The 4,247-nt window shown below is 68.7% G+C and carries 4 protein-coding genes; 2 read left to right on the top strand and 2 right to left on the bottom strand.

Annotated elements, in window-relative coordinates; translation table 11 throughout:
* A partial coding sequence (locus tag RCJ92_RS15120) for an ATP-dependent helicase C-terminal domain-containing protein (protein ID WP_446755019.1) occupies positions 1-1,128 on the top strand: 1,128 nt, incomplete at its 5' end.
* Between the two features lie 104 nt (positions 1,129-1,232).
* Here RCJ92_RS15120 and RCJ92_RS15115 read toward each other — a convergent pair.
* Together RCJ92_RS15115 and RCJ92_RS15110 are read right to left on the bottom strand one after the other, a co-directional pair.
* Positions 1,233-2,462 carry an acyl-CoA dehydrogenase family protein gene (locus RCJ92_RS15115; RefSeq protein ID WP_446755018.1) on the bottom strand — a complete coding sequence of 410 codons (1,230 nt, stop codon included), beginning with the start codon at positions 2,460-2,462 and terminating at the stop codon, positions 1,233-1,235.
* A gap of 114 nt (positions 2,463-2,576) precedes the next feature.
* Positions 2,577-3,266, bottom strand: a complete 690-nt coding sequence (locus RCJ92_RS15110; RefSeq protein ID WP_446755017.1) for a TetR/AcrR family transcriptional regulator — start codon at positions 3,264-3,266, stop codon at positions 2,577-2,579.
* A gap of 252 nt (positions 3,267-3,518) precedes the next feature.
* Between RCJ92_RS15110 and RCJ92_RS15105 the strand changes: the two genes are divergently transcribed.
* A complete protein-coding gene (locus RCJ92_RS15105) occupies positions 3,519-3,959 on the top strand; it encodes a DoxX family membrane protein (RefSeq protein WP_138176537.1) in 441 nt (146 codons plus the stop codon).
* Positions 3,960-4,247: the final 288 nt, after the last annotated feature.

The raw sequence follows: 4,247 nt of genomic DNA, 5'->3' as shown, positions 1-4,247 counted from the left end.
GGCGGCGCCGATGCCGGGGCGCTGTTGCGCGAACTGCGCCGGGGTGGGCATCCTGGCCACGGCCCCTGGGCCGCCGAGACCCGGCGCTTTGCCCAGCTGCTGCGCCGGCAGCAGGCCCCGGCCGAGGTTGCGCCCACCCCGGGGGCGGGCGCGGAATCCGCGGCGCTGGCCGGGGTGATGGCGCTGGCCTACCCACAGTGGGTGGGACGGCTGGTGGACGGGGACGAGTATCTGCTGGCCTCGGGCACCCGGGCCAGCCTGCCGCGCCACAGCCCGCTGCACGGGCATGAGTTCCTGGCCATCGCCGACGTGGCCCGCGCCGGGGCCGGGGCGGTGATCCGCTCCGCCGCGGGGATCGAGTTGGAGCTGCTGCGGGACCTGCTGCCGCAGATGCACCGGGTGCAGACCCGGGCCGAGTTCACGGCCGGGAAGGTGAGCGCGCGGCAGGTGCAGCTGCTGGGCGCCATCGAGCTTTCAACCCGCCCGGTCAAACCCAGCGTCGAACAGGCCGGGGCCGCGGTGCTGCGGGCGCTGCAGGCCGAGGGCCTGGGGATCTTCGGGCAGCAGCCGAAGTTCCAGGCGCTGCGCGCCCGCCTGGCGCTGGCGCACCGGGAACTGGGCGAACCGTTCACGGCCATGGATGAACCGGCGTTGCTGCAGCGGGCCGATGAGTGGCTGCAGGAGGGGCTGCAGCAGATGGCCCGGGGGACCGCGGCGGCAAAGGTCGACTTGGCCCAGGCGCTGCGCTCGTTGATTCCCTGGCAGCACGCCCATGACCTGGATGAGCTGCTGCCCGAGCGGCTGCAGGTTCCCAGCGGCTCGCGCATCGCCCTGCAGTACCCCGAGCCGGGCAAGGTGCAGGGCCGGGTGGTGGCGGCGGTGAAGCTGCAGGAATGCTTCGGGCTGGCCCAAACGCCGCGGCTGCTGCACGGACAGGTGCCGATCCAGTTCCACCTGCTCTCCCCGGCCGGCCGGCCCCTGGCGGTCACCGATGACCTGCGCAGTTTCTGGGATGGCCCGTACCGACAGGTGCGCGCCGAGATGCGCGGGCGCTATCCCAAGCATCCGTGGCCGGAAAATCCCTGGGAGCACGTGGCCACCGCAAAAACCAAAAACCGGTTGCGCTAGGTACCGGCGGGCAGTGCTTGCGGCCGCCTGGAACGGGTGATCCCCGCCAGCTGGGTGCAGCTGGCGGGGATCACTGATGCCACGGGGTCGTTGAAGGCCTGGGCTTAGGCGAAGGCGGAGATGCCGGTGATCGCCCGGCCCATGATCAGCGCCTGCACCGTTTCGGTGCCCTCATAGGTGTGCAGCGCCTCCATGTCCGCGAAGTGGCGGGCCACCCGGTTGTCGGTCAGGATGCCGTTGCCGCCCAACAGGTCCCGCGCGTTCGCCGCGATCGAACGGGCGGTGCGGGTGGCGGTGTACTTGGCCAGCGAGGCGGCCGGGCCGGTGAGCTTGCCCGCCATTTCGCGGCGGGTGGACTGCACGGCCAGCAGCTGGATGGTCGCCAGCTCGGACTGCATGCGCGCCAGTCGCTCCTGCACCACCTGGGAGGCGGCCAGCGGGCGGCCGAACTGCACGCGCTGCTTGGCGTAGGCCACCGCGGATTCATAGCAGGCGGTCGCATGCCCAACCGCCGCCCAGGCCACGCCCAGGCGGGTGGCGAAGAGCACCGCGGCGGTGTCCTTGAAGCTGTTCGCGCCGGGCAGGACCATCTCATCGGGAACAAACACGTTCTCCAGGCGGATGTGCGCCTGCCAGATGGCGCGCAGCGACAGCTTGTTCTTGATGGTGGTCGCGGTGTAGCCCGAGGACTGCTGGTCCACCAGCAACCCGCGCACCTTGCCCTCGTCATCGCGGGCCCAGACCACGCTGATCCCGCCGACCGAGCCGTTGCCGATCCACTTCTTCTCGCCGTTGAGCACGTAGCCGCCCTCCACCCGGGTGGCCCGGGTTTCCAGGGACACCGAGTCCGAACCGTGGGTGGGTTCGGTCAGGGCGAAGGCGCCGGGCAGTTCCCCGCGCAGCATCGGCACGCCGAACTTTTCGATCTGCTCGGGGCTGCCGCACTGCAGGATGGAACGCAGTGCCAACCCGGCCTGCACGCCCACAATGGTGCCCACCGAGCCGTCGCCGCGGTGCAGCTCCATGTTCACCAGCCCGGCGGCCATGGCGCTCATCGGGGCGTACCCCTTCGGGGTCTGCCCGTCGCGCAGCAGATCGGCGTCGCCCAGCTTCTTGACCAGGTGCAGCGGGTAGTCGGCGGTCTCCCAGTATTCGTGCGCGACCGGGCGCACCTCATCCAAGGTGAAGGCGCGGGCCTTGTCCCACCAGGCCCGGTCCTCGGGGTCAAGGTCCTCGAAGACGCCGGTGGGATCGATCTCCACGTCGGTGGTCCACAGCTCGTAGTCCGGCTCGGTGACACCGGTGGGGAATTCGTAGGTGGTTTCTTGGGTCATGGCAGGTTGCTCCATCGGCGAAGGTGAATCTCTCGTCCACCAGCCTAATGGAACTCAGTTTCATGTCAAGAAACTTTGTCTCAGATCTTCGTCTGCCGCCCTCGGCGGCGCGGCTCAGATCCCGCCGGCCTGCTTCAGCGCCTGGGCCACCTCATCCAGCACGGCCTGCTGGTCGCCGCCGGGGTTGATCACGGAAACCACCACGGTGGTGCGCTGCCCGGGACCCGTCTCGGCCTGCTCCGGGGAAATGAGGTCGGCAAAGCGGCTCAGGAAGCGGCGCACGTCCGCGGCCAGCTCATCACGGCCGGTCGCCGCGTGGTCGCGCAGCCAGGTGCGCAGGTGATCGTTGTGGATCGAGACCAGGGCCGCGCTCAGCCCCAGGCGCAGGGAACGCTCCCCGGGGGCGGCAAACAATCCCTTGGCGCGCAGATAGTCGTTAAAGGCCCGTTCAAAGCGGTGGGTGGAAACCAGCTCCCGGTCACGCAGCGCGGGCACCTCCTGCAGCAGCTGGTGGCGCAGTTCCGCTGCCGGGGGATTGGCGGTGTACTGGTCAAAAACGACCGACACCGCCTCGGTCAGGGCCTGCATGGTCGGGGCCGAACTGGTGCCCAGCACCGTCTGCAGATGGGTGATGATCATTTCCTGGTCCGCGAAGACCATGTTCTCCTTGGAACCGAAACGGCGGAAAAACGTGGAACGGGACATGCCGGCGGCATTGGCCAGCTCATCGACGCTGGTGGCGTCAAATCCCTGGTCGATCAGCAGTTCGAGGGCGGCAACGGGCACGGCGGAAGAAGTGATCATGATTTGTTGAATCTAGCATGTTTCCGCGGTTTGCCGCCCCGTCCGAACCGGGTGCCCCACCCCGGCCACGACGGCGGTGCCCCAGCTTCGCAGTGGGACGGGGCGCTGGGCCGAAGCTGGGATCTGCCAGTGTGGGGCCGCGTTGAGATTGTGATAGGCCGCCGCCGTGATTAGGCTAAACAACATGATGCGCCGCACCGTGGTGTGGTCATCGGCCCGAAGCACGACCTGAAACGAAAGAAGTGAGGATCGATGGGTATCTCAATTGCAAATGCCGCACTACGTCTGGTCAGCGGTGCGTACATCCTCAACAGCGGCATCAACAAGCTGCGCCTGGATGAGGAAAGCGCCGCCGGGCTGCAGCAGATGGCCTCCAACGGCGTGCCGCAGCTGGGCAACATGGAACCGGCCGCGTTCGGCAAGGCGGTCTCCGCCACCGAGATCTCGCTGGGCTCTGCGCTGCTGCTGCCACTGGTTCCCTCCCGCCTGGCCGGACTGGGCCTGGCCGGCTTCTCAGGAGTCATGCTCAGCATGTACCTGCGCACCCCGGGGCTGACCGAATCCGACGGCATCCGCCCCACCGCCGAGGGCGGCACCCTGGCCAAGGACGTGTGGCTGGCCGGAATCGCCGTCGCCCTGATCTTCGGGCGCCGCTCCTACCGGCAGCAAAAGAAGAAGAACAACAACAAGTAGGCTTTTCGGGGCCGAACCCACCGGGTGCCCCCACCACCGCCGATGTCCGTCCCGGCCGGGGCGGGCGCGGTTGGTTCGGGGTGGCTTAAGCAAAACCGCGGTGTTGGCAGGACCAGTTTCGGTCATGCCAACACCGCGGTTTTTGCGTCTGCGCCTAGTCCTGCTGGACCGGCTGCTTGGCCTGCTGCGGCTGCTCCGCCGGGCGGCCGCGGAAGAAGACGACCACCAGGATGGCGGCCAGGGCCACCAGCCCGGGCAGCAGCATTGCCTGCCCCAGGCCCACCGAGA

It is taken from the genome of Glutamicibacter sp. BSL13 (assembly GCF_052928425.1).
The sequence above is the reverse complement of the archived record's forward strand: the minus strand, read 5'-3'. Positions and strand labels throughout refer to the sequence as shown.